Origin of the sequence: Actinomyces provencensis (genome assembly GCF_900155435.1) — a bacterium.
In the GTDB taxonomy this organism is placed as follows: domain Bacteria; phylum Actinomycetota; class Actinomycetes; order Actinomycetales; family Actinomycetaceae; genus Pauljensenia; species Pauljensenia provencensis.
In genome coordinates, this window is the sequence record NZ_LT700212.1 from 3,217,554 (window position 1) to 3,235,154 (window position 17,601).

14 protein-coding genes are annotated in these 17,601 nt (G+C 71.6%); 10 read left to right on the forward strand and 4 right to left on the reverse strand.

What is annotated here, in order from left to right:
- From BQ9890_RS13920 to BQ9890_RS13930, 3 genes are all read right to left on the reverse strand, one after another.
- Entirely contained in the window at positions 1–1,374 is a 1,374-nt protein-coding gene (locus BQ9890_RS13920) for an alpha/beta hydrolase (protein WP_230297968.1), read from the reverse strand.
- A gap of 64 nt (positions 1,375–1,438) precedes the next feature.
- Positions 1,439–2,620 (reverse strand): homoserine O-acetyltransferase MetX, encoded by a 1,182-nt coding sequence (gene metX, locus BQ9890_RS13925; RefSeq protein WP_075892337.1) that lies wholly within the window; start codon positions 2,618–2,620, stop codon positions 1,439–1,441.
- Between the two features lie 3 nt (positions 2,621–2,623).
- The gene (locus BQ9890_RS13930; protein WP_075892339.1) at positions 2,624–3,976 is read right to left on the reverse strand and encodes an O-acetylhomoserine aminocarboxypropyltransferase/cysteine synthase family protein; all 1,353 of its coding nucleotides are present in this window, start codon (positions 3,974–3,976) and stop codon (positions 2,624–2,626) included.
- A 564-nt stretch (positions 3,977–4,540) separates the two neighbouring features.
- Between BQ9890_RS13930 and BQ9890_RS13935 the strand changes: the two genes are divergently transcribed.
- Entirely contained in the window at positions 4,541–5,995 is a 1,455-nt protein-coding gene (locus BQ9890_RS13935) for a C40 family peptidase (RefSeq protein ID WP_230297969.1), read from the forward strand.
- A 390-nt stretch (positions 5,996–6,385) separates the two neighbouring features.
- Here the strand turns inward: BQ9890_RS13935 and BQ9890_RS13940 are convergent, their stop codons facing one another.
- The gene (locus tag BQ9890_RS13940) at positions 6,386–6,886 is read right to left on the reverse strand and encodes an inorganic diphosphatase (protein WP_075892341.1); all 501 of its coding nucleotides are present in this window, start codon (positions 6,884–6,886) and stop codon (positions 6,386–6,388) included.
- Between the two features lie 157 nt (positions 6,887–7,043).
- On the opposite strand from BQ9890_RS13940, the gene dacB reads away from it, so the two are divergent.
- From dacB to BQ9890_RS13985, 9 genes are all read left to right on the forward strand, one after another.
- Positions 7,044–8,375 carry a D-alanyl-D-alanine carboxypeptidase/D-alanyl-D-alanine endopeptidase gene (dacB, locus tag BQ9890_RS13945; protein WP_195907690.1) on the forward strand — a complete coding sequence of 444 codons (1,332 nt, stop codon included), beginning with the start codon at positions 7,044–7,046 and terminating at the stop codon, positions 8,373–8,375.
- A 26-nt stretch (positions 8,376–8,401) separates the two neighbouring features.
- Positions 8,402–9,298, forward strand: coding sequence for a zinc-dependent metalloprotease (locus BQ9890_RS13950; RefSeq protein WP_075892345.1), 897 nt, complete (start codon positions 8,402–8,404; stop codon positions 9,296–9,298).
- A complete protein-coding gene (gene tilS, locus BQ9890_RS13955; protein WP_078062492.1) occupies positions 9,285–10,508 on the forward strand; it encodes a tRNA lysidine(34) synthetase TilS in 1,224 nt (407 codons plus the stop codon). Before BQ9890_RS13950 ends, tilS begins: the two co-directional genes overlap by 14 nt.
- Before the next feature lie 140 nt (positions 10,509–10,648).
- Positions 10,649–11,203 carry a hypoxanthine phosphoribosyltransferase gene (gene hpt / locus BQ9890_RS13960; protein WP_075892347.1) on the forward strand — a complete coding sequence of 185 codons (555 nt, stop codon included), beginning with the start codon at positions 10,649–10,651 and terminating at the stop codon, positions 11,201–11,203.
- Positions 11,204–11,244: 41 nt separating this feature from the next.
- Positions 11,245–13,269 carry an ATP-dependent zinc metalloprotease FtsH gene (gene ftsH / locus BQ9890_RS13965; RefSeq protein ID WP_075892349.1) on the forward strand — a complete coding sequence of 675 codons (2,025 nt, stop codon included), beginning with the start codon at positions 11,245–11,247 and terminating at the stop codon, positions 13,267–13,269.
- Positions 13,266–13,835, forward strand: a complete 570-nt coding sequence (gene folE, locus BQ9890_RS13970; protein ID WP_075893291.1) for a GTP cyclohydrolase I FolE — start codon at positions 13,266–13,268, stop codon at positions 13,833–13,835. The genes ftsH and folE overlap by 4 nt, the downstream gene beginning before the upstream one ends.
- Positions 13,832–14,689 (forward strand): dihydropteroate synthase, encoded by an 858-nt coding sequence (folP, locus tag BQ9890_RS13975; protein ID WP_326844919.1) that lies wholly within the window; start codon positions 13,832–13,834, stop codon positions 14,687–14,689. The genes folE and folP overlap by 4 nt, the downstream gene beginning before the upstream one ends.
- On the forward strand, positions 14,686–17,046 hold the full coding sequence (gene folK, locus BQ9890_RS13980) for a 2-amino-4-hydroxy-6-hydroxymethyldihydropteridine diphosphokinase (RefSeq protein WP_075892351.1): 2,361 nt from the start codon (positions 14,686–14,688) through the stop codon (positions 17,044–17,046). Before folP ends, folK begins: the two co-directional genes overlap by 4 nt.
- A complete protein-coding gene (locus BQ9890_RS13985; RefSeq protein ID WP_075892353.1) occupies positions 17,043–17,525 on the forward strand; it encodes a DUF3180 family protein in 483 nt (160 codons plus the stop codon). The genes folK and BQ9890_RS13985 overlap by 4 nt, the downstream gene beginning before the upstream one ends.
- Positions 17,526–17,601: the final 76 nt, after the last annotated feature.

The following is a 17,601-nucleotide window of genomic DNA, read 5'->3' on the forward strand; positions in this document are numbered from 1 at the left end:
TCACACGAAGGCCGAGAACCAGTGCCCCATCACCGACCAGATGTCGGCGCGGACATCAGGGTCGGAGAGGAACAGGTCGTGGCGTCCCGGGAAACGGGCGATGGTCACCAGGGGCCCCAGGGTGGCCGAGCGTTCCACGATCACGTCGACGTCCAGGACGACGTCGGAGTCGAAGACCTCCGGTGACCACGTGTCCCCGGTGAAGCTCGAGGTCGAGCACATCGAGAGGACGGGGCAGTCCAGGTGCACGTGCTTCTCGACCTGCTCCTGGGCCAGGAGGATCGCCTCCAGCCACTGCGCGTAGGCGGGGTAGGAGTCGGGACGCTTCCACTGGGTGGCATAGGTCCACCCCGCGACCGCGGGGTCGCCCTCGTACCCGAGGAGCCGCCGGGGGAGGCCGAAGCCGGAGCCGGCCCACCCCTCCAGGAGGGAGCGGGAGTAGAAGTCCTTCCCGCCCCCGGTGGGGACTGCCCACAGGGGGTTGCGTGCCGCGATCCGCCCCAGCACGGGTTGCACAGTGGAGCGCACGGAGGCGAGAGTCTGCATCTCCAACCAGGCGGAGTTGAGGACCACGGCGGCGACCGCGCCGGGATGGCGGTACGCCCACAGTGTCACGGTGAGGCCCCCGGTGGAGTGGCCCATGAGCACCAGGGGGAGTCGTCCCACGTCCTCGCGGATGAGGTCGAGGGCCTCCCCGATGTCCTCGTCGTAGACCGAGAGGTCGCTCGCGAAGCCGATGGTCTGGCCGGGTCGCAGCGAACGCCCGTACTTGCGCAGGTCCAGGGCGTGGAAGGCACCCCCGGCGGCGGAGACGACCCGTGCCAGTTCGACCTGGAAGAAGTAGTCGTTGCGCCCGTGGATGTAGAGGGCGACGAAGCGCGGGATGGTGGGGGTGCCCGGGAGTGCGCCGGGATCCCGCTCGGGGAGGTGGCGGACCAGGGTGGCGACGGCCTCGCCCTGGTCGTCGGGGAGGAGGGGGATCGTGCGCGACTCGAAGCCGGGACCGAGGATGTCCTCACGCCACGCGTCCGAGGGTGGCGGCCCCTGGGGGCCCCAGGGGGCGAGGACGTCGAGCGGGGCGGGCGGGAGGTCCGGGTGCGGGGAGAGGTCGAGTGCGGGCGGGAGGTCGGGGCGGGCAGGGGCAGTGCCCGCGCCGGGAGTCTGTGCGGCAGGTCCGGTGTCCCCCACTGCCGGTTCGGCCCCGTCGGTGTGCGTCCCGGGTCCGGTGTCGCTGCCCGAGGTGCTGACGTCGGCGGGGGTGGTCTCCTCCGGAGTGTGTCCGTCCTGCGGGCGCCTGCGCTCCGGGGGGCCGCCGGCACCGTGGAGGGAGGCCCACCACCCGGTGGGTCGCTCCTGGTCATCCGTCCCGTTCACGGATCCAGACTACGGCCACCACCACCGAGGTCGCTGGGCGTCCGTGGGTGCCCGGGGGCTGTGGTCAGTCCGCGAAGACGGAGGAGCGCGCAGGGATGCGGTGGTTGAGGAACTCGTCGAGGATCGCCGACATCCGTTCGGCCTCGATGAGAAAGCCGTCGTGGCCGTGGTCGGAGTGGATCTCGCGGTAGTAGGCGCCCTGGACCCCTTCGGCGACCTGCCACACGTCGGAGGGGAAGAAGAGCCGGTCGGAGTCGACCGCGACCACCAGCGTACGGGCGGTCACGCGCTTCAGTGCCTCGCGCACGCCCCCCCGGTCGCGCCCGACGTCGTGGGTGAGCATGGCGTGGCACAGGGTCCAGTAGGAACCCGCGTCGAAGCGTCGCACGAGTTTGTCGCCGTGGTGGTCGAGGTAGGACTCCACCGCCAGTCGACCCCCGCGCAGGACGTCCTCCTCGTGCTGGGGCAGACGCCCGAAGCGGGTGTCCAGCTCCAGGGGGGAGCGGTAGGTGGCGTGGGCGATCTGCCGGGCCAGCGCGAGTCCGCCGGACGGCCCCTCGGGCCCGTCGTGGTAGTCCCCGCCCCGCCAGTTCGGGTCCAGCTCGATGGCGCGGACCTGGGTGTGGGCCCAGGCCGCCTGGTCGGCCGTGGTCTGCGCCCCCGAGGCGACGACGGCCACGCGGTCGACCCGCCCGGGGTGGCCCACTGCCCACTCCAGGGCCCGGTGACCGCCCATCGACGCGCCGATGACCAGTGAGAACCGGTTGATGCCGAGGTAGTCGGCCAGGCGGACCTCGGCCGCGACCTGGTCCCGGGTGGAGACGATGGGGAAGCGCGACCCCCAGGGGTGTCCGTCGGGGGCCGACGAGGACGGACCCGTGGAACCCGAGCATCCTCCCAGGACGTTCGCGGCCACCACGAAGTGGGTCCCGGTGTCGATGATGCGGCCCGGCCCCACGATCTCGTCCCACCACCCGGGGGTGGGCTGACCCGGCACGTCCGGGCCGCCCCCACCGGTGACGTGGGCGTCACCGGTGAGGGCGTGCAGCACGAGGACCGCGTTGGTCCCCCCCTCGTCCAGGGTTCCCCAGGTCTCGTAGGCGAGCCGCACCGCGGGGAGGGTCTCCCCGTTCTCCAGGCGCAGGGGCCCGAGGTCGGCGAAGCGTCGGAAGGCCACGGGGTCGCCCTCGTGCCATCCCCCCGAGACGGGGGGGAGGGTGGGGCGGACGGGAGGGTGCTGGGACATGGTTCAGGCGGCCTCGGTGCCCGCGACCACGGCGGCTGCGGCGGCGAAGCCGAGTTCGAGGTCGGCGATGATGTCGTCGATGTACTCGATGCCGATGGACAGGCGCACGGTGCCCGGCTCGATGCCTGCCTTGAGCAGCTCCTCCTCCGTCAGCTGGGAGTGGGTCGTGGAGGCGGGGTGGATCACCAGGGACTTCGCGTCGCCGATGTTGGCCACGGTGGGCAGCAGCTCCAGTGCGTCGGCGAAGGCCTTGCCCGCCTCGGCTCCGCCCTCGATGACGAAGGAGAGGAGGCCTCCGGGGCCGCGCGGCGTGTACTTCTGCGCCAGCTCGTGGTAGGGGGAGGACTCCAGACCTGCGTAGGCGACGGACTCGACCTGGGCGTGCCCCTCGAGGTAGTGGGCGACCTTCAGGGCGTTGTCGACGTGGCGCTCGACGCGCAGGGAGAGGGTCTGGATGCCCTGCTCGATGAGGAACGCGTTGAAGGGGGAGGAGGCGAAGCCGAGGTCACGCTCGCCCAGGGTCCGCGCCCGCAGGATGTAGGAGAGGTTGACGCCGAAGGCACCGTCCTTGCCGAGGTCGCGGGCGTAGACGAGGCCGTGGTAGGACTCGTCCGGCGTCGTGAAGTAGGGGAAGCGGTCGGGGTCCGCCCCGTAGTCGAAGTTGCCGGAGTCCACGATCACCCCGGAGATCGAGGTGCCGTGCCCACCCAGGTACTTCGTGGCGGAGTGCACGACCACGTCCGCGCCCCACTCGATGGGACGCAGCAGGTACGGGGTGGCCACCGTGTTGTCGACGATCAGGGGGACGCCGACCTCGTGCGCGGCCGCAGCGATCGGCTCGATGTCGAGGATGTCGCCCTTGGGGTTGGGGATCGTCTCCCCGTAGAAGGCGACCGTCTTCTCGTCGGACAGGGCCTTCCACGCCTCCGGGTCACGGGGGTCCTCGACGAAGCGGGCCTCGATGCCGAGGCGACCCAGGGTGTTCTTCAGGAGGGTGACGGTGCCGCCGTAGAGGGAGGGGGAGGCCACCACATTGTTCCCGGCGACGGCGATGTTGAGGATCGCCAGGGCCTCGGCGGCCTGCCCGGAGGAGACGAGCAGCGCGCCGACACCACCCTCGAGTGCCGCGATGCGGTTCTCGACGGCTTCATTGGTCGGGTTGGTCAGGCGGGAGTAGATGGGGCCGAGTTCGCGCAGACCGAAGCGGGCGGCCGCCTGGTCGGCGTCCGCGAAGGCGTAGGAGGAGGTCTGGAAGATGGGGAGGCTCGTGGCGCCCGTCTCGGGGTCGCGGTCCCAACCGGCGTGGATCTGCTTGGTCTCGAAAGCCCAGTTCTGGGCGTTGGTCTGGTCGGACATGTCGTGCTCCTGTGGGTGTGTGGTCTGGTGGAGCGGGAGTCGTGCACCGGTGCGACGTGGTGGTCCGAGGGTCGGTTGCCGCCATCCGGGGCCTCCCGTGTCAGGGGGGTACTGGCTGCACGACAGTTCCGCACACGCGTCACGCCCGACCCCTGGGAGGACAGCGGTCCTCGACCATCGGCAGTCGGCGCAGCTGGAGGCTGACGTGCAGTCAGCTCGGCATTCGACGGAACATGGGGTGAACATACGGGCCCGGAGGGCGTGGGGGAGGGCTTGTCCCATGATCTGGGACGGTGTGACGGCCCCGGCCGGGCGCGCGGCCCGGGGGAGGGGGCGCCAGCGCCGGAACCGGTGGCGGTGTGCGTTCCCTGTTGCTGAAGTGACGATTGGGTGTTGTGTTGTAGATGTGACCAAAAATCATTATTGGGAAACCTGTTGCACATGGTCATGGAGGTGAAGTACGTTCGGGGAGGAACGAACCAACGTCTGGGGTCGACCCGAGTGCTTGGCGGGCACCGGGTGCGCACCTGTGACGGACCGTCGAGCGGACAACAGGTGGATCACGTGGCTTTGAGCATCAGAGGACGAGCAGCCCAGAGGCCCAGGTCACCGCGCCGCGTCACGGGTGTCGTCGCACTCCTGGCCGCGCTCTCACTCATGTTCCCCGCCGTCGCGCAGGCTGCGCCCTCGCAGGACGACATCGACCAGGCCAGGGCGGAGGAGAACGCCGCGAAGATGTCGGTCGCCCAGATCGAGGTCGAGCTGGCCAATGTCACTGCTGAGGCGCAGCAGGCCACGCAGGAGGCACAGACAGCTGCCGAGGAGCTCAACGAGGCGAAGCTCCAGCTCCAGGAGGCCACCGACACCGCCACGAAGGCGAAGGAGGAGGCGACCAAGGCCCAGTCCGCCTACGAGAAGGGGCGCCGGGAACTCGCCTCGGTCGCACAGACGGCCTACCGTTCGGGCGGCTCATCACTTGACTCCCTCGCCCCGTACCTGGAGTCCGACGGCCTGCGGACCGTCGAGACCAAGCAGACGACCATTGACACGTTCAGCAGTGCCGCCGACTCGAAGATGCAGCGGGTCGCGGCACTCGAGCAGGTTGCCACGATCATGCAGGACGCCGCCGACAAGGCAGTGGCCAACCAGCAGAAGGCCACCGACGAGGTCCAGAGCCGCACGGATGCCGCACAGGCCGCCGCGGAGAGCGCAGTGGCCCTCCAGAACCAGACGGAGGCACGCCGCCAGGTCCTCACCGAGGAGCTGGCCAGGAAGGAGAACACCACCGTCGCGCTGATCCAGGAGCGCCAGACCTACATCGAGGAGCAGCGCCGGAAGGCCGCCGAGGAGGCTGCCCGCAAGGCAGCCGAGCAGGCCGCGGCAGCACAACAGGCAGCAGCCGCCCGGGCCGCTGCCCAGGCTGCCGCCCAGCAGGCTGCGGCTGCGGCCGCGGGTGGGTCATCGGGCGGTTCGTCCTCGGGTGGGTCCTCCTCCGGGAGCTCCTCCTCGGGGTCCTCCACCGGCGGCTCCTCCTCGGGTGGGTCCTCCTCCGGGAGTTCCTCCTCGGGGTCCTCCACCGGCGGCTCCTCGTCGGGTGGGTCCTCCTCGGCGCCGGCCTCGCGCGACGAGGTCCGTCCGGCCGCGCCCGCGGGCACTGCCGCCCAGGGCGCCGTCGCCTGGGCACTGGGCAGGCTCGGATCCCCCTATGTGTGGGCAGGGGAGGGTCCCGGCTACGACTGCTCGGGGCTGGTGATGATGGCCTACCGCTCCCAGGGCATCTACCTCACGCACTCGTCCCGTGTGCAGTACGGGCAGGGGACCATGGTCCCTGTCGGCGCGGCGCAGGCCGGTGACCTCATCTTCTGGTCGAGAAACGGAACACAGGGCGCCATCTACCACGTCGCCATGTCCCTGGGCGGGGGCCGGATCGTGGAGGCACCGACCGTCGGGATCCCGGTGCGCGTGACCACCATCTACAACTGGGGTCAGGTCATGCCCTACGCGGTGCGCGTCGCCTGACCGCCCGTCCCTCCGCCGGGGCACGAGGTCCCCGGCGTACCGGACGCTCCCCGACTCCAGGCGCGAGGTCCGCTCTGTTCGAGGGTCGAGGTCCGCTCAGTTCGAACGGTGAGGTCCGCCCTGTTGTGAGTGCAAGGTCCGCCCTCGTGCGGTGACGGACGGTGCGCGTGGCCCCTGCGTGCAGTGACGCCCCGCGGAGCCGGAACCGGTGCACGGCCGCGCGGTTCCCGCCGCATGAGGAGCAGACCTCAGTGGGGGAACAGAGCGGACTTCGAGGGTGGAAGTGAGCGGACCTCGACCCCCGAACAGAGCGGACTTCGAGGGTGGAAGTGAGCGGACCTCGACCCCCGAACAGAGCGGACTTCGGCCCCGGGGGGTGGGGCCGGCCGGTCAGTGGTGGTCGTTGAAGCCCGAGTCCTTGGCGCGGTCGTAGGAGCGCTGGATCTCGGCCTCGGCGGCCTCGCGGCCCACCCAGTGGGCTCCCTCGACGGACTTGCCGGGCTCCAGGTCCTTGTAGACCTCGAAGAAGTGCTGGATCTCCAGGCGGTGGTACTCCGAGACGTCGTCGATCTCGGTGCGCCACGACGCACGCTGGTCGGAGGCGGGCACGCACAGGACCTTGTCGTCGCCACCCTTCTCGTCGCGCATGCGGAACATGCCCAGTGCGCGGCAGCGGATCACACAACCGGGGAAGGTTGGCTCGTCGAGCAGGACCAGCGCGTCCAGCGGGTCCCCGTCCTCGCCCAGGGTGTCGTCGATGAACCCGTAGTCGTCGGGGTAGCGCGTCGAGGTGAAGAGCATGCGGTCCAGGCGGATGCGGCCGGTCTCGTGGTCGATCTCGTACTTGTTGCGGTTCCCCTTGGGGATCTCGATGGTGACGTCGAACTCCACGTCCGTGTTCCTCCTGCCGGGACGTCTGGCGTCCCTCCGGTCGGTCTGGTCAGTGAGGCGCCGCGACTCCACTAGTGTGAACCGGGAATCGGCACACCAAGGGGGTTCGATGCGGCGCAGGGCTGTTGGTGCGATTGTAGGCGCAAGCGTGGCTGCGGTGGCCGTCGCAGGGTATGCGGTCGCAGACGCCCACGACCTCGTCCCCGGCGTGCTCACCCTCTCAGACATCCCCCAGCCCTCCGACCCGCCCACCCTGCAGCCGCAGTCGGGGATCAGTGCGCAGGACGCCCAGAGCGGGGCGGGGACCCCCGTGGCCGCCGCGGACGTGGCCCCGCTCTGGTCCCCGGTCACCGCTGCCGCCACCGACGGCAAGTGGAAGACCTGGGGAATCGTCATGGACGCGGGGACAGGAGAGGTGCTCCTCGACTCCTCCTCGGCCACGGTCCACACCCCTGCCTCGATCACGAAGATCCTCACCTCGGTGAGCGCGCTCTCCGAGCTCGAGTCCTCCCGGCGTCTGGCCACGGGCACCTCCCAGGTCGGGTCCGACCTCTACCTCTGGGGGGAGGGCGACCTCCTGCTCACACGGGGCAGCGGGGACGAGGACGCCGTGGAGGGACACGGGGGCATCGCGGACCTCGCCGCCGACACCGCGACCCGCCTCCACGAACAGGGGATCACCCGGGTCACCCTGCGCTGGAAGCACGAGATCTTCACCGGGCCCTCGCGCCTCGCCGCCTGGACCGACCAGGACGTCGACACGCACGAGGGTGCTGTCGGGGCCTTCGCCTTCAATGCCGGGCGCACCGCACCCGGGGCCACCACCTTCTCCGCCGACCCCGGTCGTGACGTGGCCCTGGAACTGGCCGCCCACCTGCGCAACGCGGGGATCGAGGCGGTCGTCGCAGGAGAGGCACGTGTCCCCGACGCCGCCACCGAACTCGCCCGGGTCGAGTCGGCCACCGTGGGACAACAGGTCCGGTGGATGCTCCACCACTCCGACAACACCCTGGCCGACCAGTACTGCCGCCTCGGTGCCCAGGCAGCGGGGGAGGAGACCTCCTTCGCCGGTGCGACGGCCCACGTCGCCGAGACCCTGAGGACCTTGGGGGTGGACACCACGGGGCTGAGGATGGAGGACTGTTCCGGCCTCTCCTCGAACGACAGGATCTCGGGAGTCACCGTCGCCCAGACGATCCGCACCACCATGACCTCCCCGCGCCCCGACCTGCGTGACCTGGTGCGCTCCCTGCCCTGGGGCGGCCTGGAGGGCACCCTCTCCCAACGGTTCCTCTCCGGGGACGCCGCGGCCAATGTCCAGGCCAAGACGGGGTCCCTCGGGTCGGTCTCCTCACTGGCGGGGGTCGTCACGACGACGGGAGGGCGCACCCTGGTCTTCGCCGTGGGCAACGACTCCGTCCCCGACGAGGCGGCCTACTGGACACGCTGGGTGCTCGACGACTTCGTCCAGGGCCTCTCCGGACTCTGAACCACCTGCCCCGGTAGGATCGGTGCATGATCCACACCCCCGGATGGCGTGACCTCGGCCGCACGGTCAGTCGAGTGACGCCGGCCGGTCCCGCTGTCTCCCCCTCCGCCGCTGCGGCCTCTGCCGCCCGCCTGCGGCGTGCGGTGCGCTGGTCCGCGCCGCTGCTCCCTGAGCTGACCGGGCTGCCCGGTGCGACGGGTCGTGTCCTGGAGGCGCCGGTGCTCGTCGTGGACCGTCGTGGCGCGGTCGAGGTGTGCGCCGGGCTCGCAGCCGGGTTCGTGGAACTCCAGGACTCCCGTGGTGGCCCCGGGGAATGGGTGTCTCCCACGCGCGTGCGCCCCGGCATGCTCCACCTCGCGGGGGCCGCAGCAGGGCTGCGCGCACTGGCCCCCCACGTCAAGGGCATGTGGGATCCCTTCGCCCACCGCCGCGTGCTGGTGGCACCCAATGTGCTCGCCACCGCCGAGAGGGGGGCACTGGACCAGACCGACTACAGCCGTTGGGTGGCCCTGCGCTCAGGCCTGTGGGGCACGTTCTTCGAGGAGGCCCCGTGGCTGGTGGCCTTCATGTCGCGCACGACCCGCCACCTGCCCCAGTCCTCCGGCGACTTCGCGCGCCTGGTGCTGGTGCTCGACGCCGTCGTGTCCACGCTGCTGGAGGACCTCGGTCCCCAGGACATCCCCTCCATCGGTTGGATCCGCCACAACGCCCCCGAGCCCGCCGGTGTGGTGGGCCTGCGGCTGCTGGCCTGGCTGGGGATCCCCGTCCCCGAACTCGATCCGGACCGTGCACGCGCCGAGGCCTTCGCCCGGGAGGTCCGTTCCCGGCAGGGGCTGCAGACCCTGCTGCGCTCGCCCGACTACCTGCCCACGCGCGAGGAGTTCGAGCACCCGGAGGTCTGGGCGCGTCGTGTCGGGCTCTGAGGGACCCGGGACCGCCGCCAGCTCCCTGGTCGGTGCGAATCCCAGCGGTGCCCTCCGGCGCGTCTCCCTGGCCGTGCGCTCCTTCCTCCTCCCCCGCGCGGACGAGGGCGGTGCCGCCGTGCTGGTCGGGGTCTCGGGTGGGGCGGACTCCCTCGCGCTCGCGGTGACCGCCATCGACCAGTGCGTCCGCCTGGGTCTCCCGGTCCACACACTAACCGTGGACCACTCACTGCGTGAGGGTTCCGCCCAGGAGGCCGCGCGGGTCGCCGCCCGCCTGGCGGACCTGGGGGCCCTGGCCGGGTGGAGGACGGTCGACGTCCGGGGTCCCGGTGGCCCGGAGTCCTCGGCGCGCGACGCCCGCAGGGCCGCGCTGCGGGAACAGGCACGCTCCCTGCTCTCCCGCGACCGGGTGCGTCGCGTGCTCGTGCTGCTCGGGCACACCATGGACGACCAGGCGGAGACCGTCCTCCTGCGCCTGGCCCGGGGCTCGGGGGCGGGATCGCTGAGGGCCATGTCCCCCGAGGTCCCGGAGGAGGGGGGACTCACCTGGTGCCGTCCCCTGCTGGGGGTGAGGCGTCGCGACACCCGTGAGGCCTGCCGGGAGCTCGGGCTCGAATGGGTGGAGGACCCGGGCAACGCCCCCGACGGGCCCTGGCGCGCGGCGGACGGGACGGCGCTGCGCCGTTCGGCCGTGCGCGCCGACGCCCTGCCGGCCCTGGCCCGGGCGCTCGGGGAGGACCCCGTCCCGGCCCTGGCACGCAGTGCGCGCCTGCTCGCCCGCGACGACGACGCCCTGGGTGCCGCCGCCGACCGACTGCTCCGGTGCGCATCGGTCCCGGACGGCCCGGTCGGCCCAGTGGTCCCCGGGGAAGGGGACCCGCGACGACGTGGTGGGTGCGGACACCGGGAGCCCGGTGCGTCCCCGGCCTCCGGCCCACCCCCCGGACCGGAGTGTCCTGCGCCCCTGCTCCTCGACGTGGAGGTCCTGGCCGGGGCCGAGCCCGCCGTGCTCGACCGGGCGCTCCACACCGCCCTCGTCCGGGCAGGGGCACGCCCGGGGGACCTCTCCGCCACCCACGTGGGGGCGGTGTCCGCCCTCGTCACCCACTGGCACGGTCAGGGTCCCCTGGACCTGCCCGGCCTGCTCGTCGGGAGGAGGACGCGGGGCGTCCGTGCGGTGCTGGAACTCAGCGCACCGATGCGCGCGTGAAGCGCCGCTGGTCACACCATGTCCGCCGTCAGCGAGATCGCGGACCTGCGTCGCCACGCCCACGGGAACTGTGGCACGCTTGAGACGTTCTGTCCCCTCGGGCTGCGTGCCCCGGGACCCACCCAGAGGAAGGGAACGGCGTGGACGCGGCGGACATGGGATCTGACCTGGCGAATGTCCTGATCGACGAGGAGCAGATCGACGCCCGCCTCGGTGAGCTGGCGGCGGAGATCGACCGTGACTACGCGGGCAGGGACATCCTGCTGGTGGGCGTGCTGCGGGGTGCGATCATGGTGATGGCGGACCTCTCCCGCAAGATCCACACCCCCCTCCAGATGGACTGGATGGCGGTGTCCTCCTACGGGTCGGGCACGAAGTCCTCCGGAGTGGTGCGCATCCTCAAGGACCTCGACACCGACGTGCACGACCGTGACGTGGTCATCGTCGAGGACATCATCGACTCCGGTCTCACGCTGTCCTGGCTGAAGGACAACCTGGAGACCCGCGGCGCCTCCTCGGTGCGCATCGCGACCCTCCTGCGCAAGCCGGGGGCCGCGAAGGTCGACGTGGACGTCTCCTACGTCGGGTTCGACATCCCCACGGAGTTCGTCGTCGGCTACGGGCTGGACTACGACGAGAAGTACCGCCACCTCCCCTTCGTGGGGACGTTGGCACCACATGTCTACGGTGGCTGAGACCACCTTGCACACCAGCACCGAGTGACCGAAGGACGCACGTGGCCGAGAACGAGAAGAAGAAGCGGATCAACTGGACCTACATCCTGGTCCCGTTGCTGGTCCTGCTGGCGGCGGGGTGGTTCGCCTGGCGCATGTTCCAGCCCCAGCCCGTCGACACCTCCGAGGGACTGGAGATCCTCAAGGGCACGACCGTGGAACGCGTCGTCGTCAATGACGGCACCCAGCAGGTCAACCTGACGCTGTCGAAGGACTACACCCACGAGTCCACGGGACTGGGGGACAGCACCCGCAACCTCGGCACCTCGGTCTCCTTCACCTACGCCCAGTCGCAGTCGGCCGACGTCATCGCCGCCGTGGAGAAGGTCGACCCCGCCAAGGGCTGGAACGCCGTCTACCCCCAGCCCTCCTTCCTCAGCTCGATGCTGCAGCTGATGCTGCCCCTGGTCATCCTCGTCGGTGCCTTCTGGTGGCTGATGTCGCGCATGAGCGGGTCGCGCATGATGGGAGGCTTCGGCCAGTCCAAGGCCAAGGAGATCACCCAGGAGCGTCCCGAGGTCACCTTCGCCGATGTCGCGGGCGAGGACGAGGCCGTCGAGGAGCTCGAGGAGATCCGCGAGTTCCTGTCCAAGCCGGAGAAATTCCATGCGGTGGGTGCGCGCATCCCGCGCGGCGTCCTGCTCTACGGCCCGCCCGGGACCGGCAAGACCCTGCTCGCCAAGGCCGTCGCCGGTGAGGCGCGCGTGCCGTTCTTCTCCATCTCCGGTTCGGAGTTCATGGAGCTCTACGTCGGCGTCGGTGCCTCACGCGTGCGCGACCTCTTCGACCGTGCCAAGAAGGCCGCCCCCGCCATCATCTTCATCGACGAGATCGATGCCGTGGGCCGCCACCGCGGTTCCGGCATCGGCGGTGGCAACGACGAGCGCGAGCAGACACTCAACCAGCTCCTCGTCGAGATGGACGGTTTCGACGACCGCGCCAACGTCATCCTCATCGCCGCCACCAACCGTCCCGACATCCTCGACCCGGCACTGCTGCGACCGGGGCGCTTCGACCGCCAGATCTCGGTGGAGGCCCCCGACCTGAAGGGCCGCGAGGCCATCCTGCGCGTCCACGCGACGGGCAAACCGCTCACCCCCGACGTCGACCTGCACCAGGTGGCCAAGCGCACGCCGGGCTTCACCGGGGCCGACCTGGCCAATGTCCTCAACGAGGCCGCCCTGCTCACCGCGCGCTCCAATGCGGACCTCATCGACACCCGTGCCATCGACGAGGCCATCGACCGCGTGATCGCCGGTCCCCAGAAGCGCACACGCGTGATGAACGACCACGACAAGGCCGTCACCGCCTACCACGAGGGCGGCCACGCCGTGTGTGCCGCAGCCCTGCGCTACACGGACCCGGTCACCAAGGTGACGATCCTCCCGCGTGGCCGGGCTCTGGGCTACACGATGGTCATGCCCGCGGAGGACCGTTACTCCAAGACCCGCAACCAGATCCTCGACGACCTCGTCTACGCCATGGGCGGGCGCGTGGCGGAGGAGATCGTCTTCCGCGACCCCTCCACCGGTGCCGCCAACGACATCGAGAAGGCGACACAGAACGCGCGTGCCATGGTCACCGACTACGGCATGTCCACCCGCATCGGCAACGTCAAGCTCGGCGAGTCCGACACGGACCCCTTCGTCGGGCGTGACATGGGGCGCGGGGGCACACGCGGCTACTCCGACGAGGTCGCAGCCGCGATCGACGACGAGGTGCGCTCCCTCCTGGACGCCGCCACGCGCGAGGCCTGGCAGATCCTCACCCGCAACCGTCACGTCCTCGACGACCTCGCCGCGCGTCTCCTCGAGGCCGAGACCCTCGACGAGAAGCAGCTCTCGGTGGTCTTCCGGGGCATCCTCAAGCAGCCGGAACGGCCCGTGTGGAACTACGGCTCGGAGGCCGCGGTGGAGGGGGCCGTCCTGGGCAGTCCCGTCATCGGCTCCGAGCAGACCCCGACGGCGCCCCCCGACGACCCCCACGCCCCGCCCGCCGACCCCACCCCCTCCGGGGAGGCCTCCTGATGTACGACGAGGAGGGCGTGCGCCGCGCCATGCGCGAGCTGCTCGTCGCCGTCGGTGAGGACCCCGACCGGGAGGGCCTGCGCGAGACGCCCGACCGGATGGCCCGCTCCTGGCGGGAGATCCTCTCCGGCCTCGACGAGGACCCCCGCGTCCACCTGCACAAGGTGTTCGACACCGGCACCAACGAGCTGGTCCTGGTCCGCGACATCGAATTCCACTCCGTGTGCGAGCACCACCTGCTGCCCTTTCACGGGCGTGCCCACGTCGGCTACATCCCGGCAGGGGGGAAGGTCACGGGTCTGTCGAAGCTGGCGCGCGTGGTCGAGGGCTACGCCCGCCGCCCCCAGGTCCAGGAGCGACTCACCGCCCAGATCGCGGACGCGGTGTGGGAGGTCCTCCACCCCCAGGGGGTCATCGTGGTGCTCGAGGCCGAGCACATGTGCATGACCATGCGGGGCGTGCACAAACCCGGCTCCTCCACCGTCACCTCCGCCCTGCGCGGCATCATGGAGCACCCCGCCACGCGCGCGGAGATGATGTCCCTGATCCTGGGCGGTCGCCGGTGACCGATGCCTCCGCGCCCCGCGGACCGCTCCTGCCCCACGGGCCGGAGCCGGCGGCAGGGCGGACGCTGGTCATGGGCATCCTCAACGTCACCCCGGACTCGTTCTCCGACGGGGGTCTGTGGAGAGATCCGGCGCGTGCCCTGGACCACGCCAGGTCCATGGTCGCCGACGGTGCGGACCTCGTGGACGTCGGTGGGGAGTCGACCCGGCCCGGCTCCGCCCGCATCACCGCGGAGGAGGAGTGGTCCCGCATCGGCGAGGTCGTGGGGGCGCTCGCGGAGGAGGGTGTCCTCGTCTCCGTCGACACCGTGCATGCGGGGACCGCGCGTCGGGCGGCGGAGGTCGGCGCCGCCCTCGTCAATGACGTCTCCGGGGGCCGCGCGGATCCGGGGATGCCCGCGGCGATGGCAGCCTCGGGGTGCGCCTGCATCATCCAGCACTGGAGGGGCTTCCCGGGATCCCCCCAGGAGGACTTCACCTACGCCGACGTGGTGGCCGACGTGTGCGCAGAGGTCCTGGCCCAGGTCGACACCGTGGTCGCCGCAGGGGTGGATCCCGCACGCATCGCCGTGGACCCGGGGCTCGGCTTCTCCCTGCTCCATGACCAGTCCTGGGCGCTCGTCGACTCCGTGGAGTCCCTCGTGGGCCTCGGGTACCCTGTGGTGGTCGGGGCCTCCCGCAAACGTTTCCTCGCCCTCCGTGGGGGCGACGACCCGGGATGGGACCGGGACCGCGCGACGGCGGAGATCCCCCGCCGTGCCGCACGCGCCGGGGTCTGGGCCGTGAGGGTCCACGACGTGGCGGGGAGCGCACGGGCCGTGCGCGAGGCAGCGACGGGGAAGGAGCAGGCGTGAGCAGCGAGTTCGACATCATCACCCTGAGGGGCCTGACCGCACGCGGCCAGCACGGCGTCTTCCCCTTCGAGCGCGAGGGCACCCAACCCTTCAGCGTGGACGTCGCCCTGTGGGTGGACACCCGTCCCGCGGCCGCCGCCGACGACATCGACCTCACCGTGTCCTACGCCGACATCGCCGAGGAGGCCGTGGCGGTGCTCACCGGCCCCTCCGTGTACCTCCTGGAGACCCTGGCCTCCCGCGTCGCGGACGTCGCCCTGGCCCACCCCCGGGTCGAGGGCGTGGAGGTGACGGTCCACAAACCCATGGCGCCCCTGCGCCAGCAGTTCTCCGACGTCTCGGTGACGATCCGGCGCGGTGCAGCGGCGGGTGTGAGCGGTCCGGACGTCACCGGGGACCTCCCCGTGGTGCGCGACGGCGACGAGGGCGGTACCGGCGCCGGTGTGCCCGGGAGCGGTGACGCCACACCCGCTCGCGCGGGGGCAGCGGGACCCACGTCCGGGGAGGCGACCGCGGGCACGGAGGATGCCGGTGATGCCGTTCCCGGTGGACCCGCTCCGCTCCCGCCGCGACGCGTCCGGGAGGTCGCCGGGTCCGGTGGGGTCGACCGTTCGTCGTGGCGCGACGTCGTCCTGGCCCTGGGTGGCAACCTCGGGGACGTCCCCACGACGCTGGCCCACGCCGTGGCGGAACTCGTGGACCTGGACGTCGTGCAGGTGCTGGACGTGTCCCCCCTGGTGCGCACACGTGCGGTCCTGGCACCCGACCAGGACCCCCAACCCGACTACTGGAACGCCGTCGTCCTCGCACGCACCGGCCTGGGGCCGGAGGAGCTGCTCGCGGCGACCACCGCCATCGAGACCAGTCTGGGCCGGGTCCGCCACGAGCACTGGGGTGCCCGTACCCTCGACATCGACATCGTCCAGTACGCGGGCGTCACCTCGGAGGATCCCCGACTGACCCTCCCCCATCCCCGGGCGTGGGAGCGTGCCTTCGTCCTGGTCCCGTGGGAACTGGTGGACCCCGGCGCAGTCCTGGAGGGTGTCGGGTCCGTGGCGGACCTGGCACGGGGGGCACACGACCGCAGTGGTGTCCTCGATGCCGTCTCGGACTGGTTGGAGGAGCCCGGTTCGGTGACCGCGGAGTCCGACGAGGTGCTGGCCCAGCGTGACTCCGCGTCCGTCATCCAGACCCCTGCGGGCGGGTCGGTGGTCGTGGCGACGGAGTCCCGTCCACAGGCCGGTCCCAGTCGCCTGGACCTGGTGCCCGAGGCCTCACGGGCGGGGCTGCGACCCTCGGAGACCGGTGAGGACTACCTGTGGCACCGCCTGTGGGAGCAGTGGGAGGGTGCCACCCAGCCCCACCCCGAGCAGGCATCCGGCGACCGGACGTCGCCGGAGGCGCTGGCGGGGGGGCGTGGGCAGTCGGCGCCCGCTGCGCCCTCCACGGACACCCGGCCCGGGGGGCGGACACCGGATGCCGCCGTCCCGCAGGCGGGACCGGCACGGACACACGGCGCTCCCGGCGTCGACCCGGCTGCGGGTGAACGCCCGGGCGACACGTTCCCGTCAGGGGATGTGCGCGACACGGCTGCGCCGGCGGCGCCCGCACCGGGGACTCGCCGGTCGACAGACCCTGAGCCGGCTCACCGGACTGCTGACGGGACCACGTCGGCCCCGGCGGATGCCGCTGGTGGCGCGGATTCCGGAGACACCAGGGACGCAGGGAGCAGTGCGGGGAGCCCCCGGGTGCCTTCCTCGTCCACACAGCCGACCCGACGCCGGGCGGGGATGTGGGTACCCCTGCGGGGGAACACCGACCACTCCCGGACAGGCGGCTCCGCAGATCCCGCCGCTGCCGCTGCGGGGCGGGGGTCCGCTGCGGGCTCCGGTCACCCGGCACCCGCCCGGAGGACTCCGGCGCTGCCCGACTGGGACTTCATCACCGGTGAGAGTGTGCGGATCGTCGACGACGCCGCCGACCTGCGTCCAGCCGATCCCCACCCCGGCGGGGGCGACGAGGACGCGGGTCAGGACAGCCCACACGAGGACCCGGAGGAGTCCGGTACCGCGCCGACCGTGCCCCCCACCGGGGGCGACGGGCGGTCCTCCGCTGCCGCGTCCCCGGGGGACCCGGACGAGCAGACCACAGCCCGCAGTGGGGACGGGGCCGGGGAGCACCCCCGCCCCCGTCGGTCGATCCTCAGGGTGGACTTGCCGCCGGGCACACCCGAAGGGCCACTGGAGGAGGACGAGCGGACCCGGACCTCCATCCTGCGGGGGATCACGGTCCGTCCCACCGTCACCGGACAACTCCCCGTGCGGCGCCATCCCCGTCACGAGGACGGTCAGGCGTGAGACCCCTGTCGGTCGTCCACCTCGTGGTCGCCGCGGTGCTGTCTGCAGCCTTGGCGGCGCTGGGAAGTCTCGTCTCCGTGGGTCTCGGTCACGGCCCCGCCCTCGTCACGCCGTACCTGGCGATCGTCTACGCGGTCCTGGCGCTCCTCCTCTTCGCCTCGGGACGGGCCGTGCTGCGCATGCGTGAACACAAGCGCACGTGGATGACCCCGATCCTCGCCCTGCGCACGGCAGTGGCTGCGCGGGCAGCCGCCTGGGTCGGGGCATTGTCAGTGGGCGTCCTCGGCGGCATCGCGGCTGTCGGGTCGACACGACTGGAGGCCGCCGCCATGTCCTCCTCGGCGACGGGAGCGGGGATCTCCGCGCTGGCATCCGTCGTCCTCACCGTGACAGCAGTCGTGGTCGAGCGCTGGTGCACCATCGACACCGATGGACCCAACGAGGACGGGAGGGACGTCACGGCAGGCTCTCCCGCATGACCGGCGTGGGACCGGGGCCGGTGACCCGCCAGGACCTAGCGTCGGGGTCATGGCAGCGGGACGGGGGAGCGGAACT

What these genes read in the sequence shown, in the direction of transcription:
- BQ9890_RS13950 (WP_075892345.1), top strand. Translation starts at nt 8,402, where the DNA reads ATGATCCACACCCCCGGATGGCGTGACCTCGGCCGCACGGTCAGTCGA.
- metX (WP_075892337.1), bottom strand. Translation starts at nt 2,620, where the DNA reads ATGTCCCAGCACCCTCCCGTCCGCCCCACCCTCCCCCCCGTCTCGGGG.
- BQ9890_RS13930 (WP_075892339.1), bottom strand. Translation starts at nt 3,976, where the DNA reads ATGTCCGACCAGACCAACGCCCAGAACTGGGCTTTCGAGACCAAGCAG.